Raw genomic sequence first — 1,448 nt, forward strand, 5'->3', positions numbered from 1 at the left:
GTCGCGCCGCGGCGGACCTGGCGCATCACGCGGGCGCTCTCCGGCCGTGCGCTCGCGCTGCCGCGTCCGTATCCGCTGCCGCGGTTGTCACCGGACCATCCCTCGGGCCAATCATTCATGCGCACCAGTGTGCAGGCCCGCACTGCGGGGGTTACAAGGTTCGTCGGAAAATCAGGGCAGTGCTGTTGCGAACCCGACACAAAACCACGTCGGTGTAGCCCCGGCATAAGGTGGAGGGCATGACAGACCAGGCAGAACAGGCCTCGGCCGCGCCGTCGGCGCCCCCGGAGATCCCGGGCAAGCCGACCTCGGCCTCCCGCACCACGCTCAGCCACATCATGACCCACAGCGACACCAACCTTCTGGGCACGGTGCACGGCGGTGTGATCATGAAGCTCGTCGACGACGCGGCGGGCGCCGTGGCCGGACGGCACTCCGGCGGGCCCGCCGTCACCGCGTCCATGGACGAGATGGCGTTCCTCGAACCGGTCCGCGTCGGCGACCTCGTCCATGTGAAGGCACAGGTCAACTGGACCGGCCGCAGCTCCATGGAGGTGGGTGTCCGGGTGATGGCCGAGCGCTGGAACGAGTCCGCCCCGGCCACCCAGGTCGGCTCGGCCTATCTGGTCTTCGCCGCCGTGGACGCCGACGGCAAGCCGCGCACGGTGCCGCCGGTCCTCCCCGAGACCGAGAAGGACAAGCGGCGCTACCAGGAGGCCCAGATCCGCCGCACCCACCGCCTGGCCCGCCGCCGCGCGATCATGGAACTGCGCGAGCGGCGGGTGGCGGAGGGGTACCAGGACTGACCCCCGGCCGCGGCGCCGACCTGGGCGCCGGCGAGGTCAGAGCATGAGCAGGAGCCGGGTGTTCGCCACGAGCTTCCGGTTCACGCTCGTGCTCTGCACGAAGATCGTGAAGTCGTCGTTGTGGTCGGGCCTGATGCGGACCTCGACGTCCGGCAGGCCGAGCAGGGCGCGGGCCTCGGGCCCCGTGTACACCCGGTCCGTCTTCTTCTCCAGCACCGATATCTGCTTCTTCGGCTGGACCTTCTCCGACTTGCTCAGCTGGTAGAACGCACCGCCGGTGCGGTAGGTGTGCCCGCGCTCGACGACCCAGTCCCGGATCGGCACGTCGCGGGTCACGTCGATCAGCGCGTACGCCGACGCCTCCACCGGGGTGAGGCCGGCCGCCTTGATCGTCTCCTTGTTGACGGCGTCCGCGCCGGTGGAGAACACGGCCCGCGACCCGCGGATGCCCTTGGTGCGGCCCACCATGAACTTCTCGGTGGCCTCCTGGATGACCTGTCCGGCCTCCTCCAGGCCCTGGGTGCTGGTGGCGTCCCAGATGGCGATGTTGTCCTTGGGGAAGCCGTACTGCATGGCCTCGCGCTTGCCCATCTGGTCCGGCACGAGCACGGCCAGCGTCCAGTTGTCCGCCTGGGTCTCGAT

1 protein-coding gene and 1 pseudogene are annotated in these 1,448 nt (G+C 69.8%); one reads left to right on the top strand and one right to left on the bottom strand.

What is annotated here, in order from left to right:
• The first annotated feature begins 239 nt into the window (after nucleotides 1-239).
• Complete coding sequence (locus tag ACF088_RS41190; protein ID WP_087808991.1) at nucleotides 240-806, top strand: acyl-CoA thioesterase; 567 nt, start codon at nucleotides 240-242, stop codon at nucleotides 804-806.
• Nucleotides 807-842: 36 nt separating this feature from the next.
• On the opposite strand, the pseudogene ACF088_RS41195 reads toward ACF088_RS41190, so the two are convergent.
• A pseudogene (locus tag ACF088_RS41195) lies at nucleotides 843-1,448 on the bottom strand (VWA domain-containing protein); the annotation flags it as partial.

Source organism: Streptomyces sp. NPDC015125 (assembly GCF_043080045.1).
Lineage (GTDB): Bacteria > Actinomycetota > Actinomycetes > Streptomycetales > Streptomycetaceae > Streptomyces.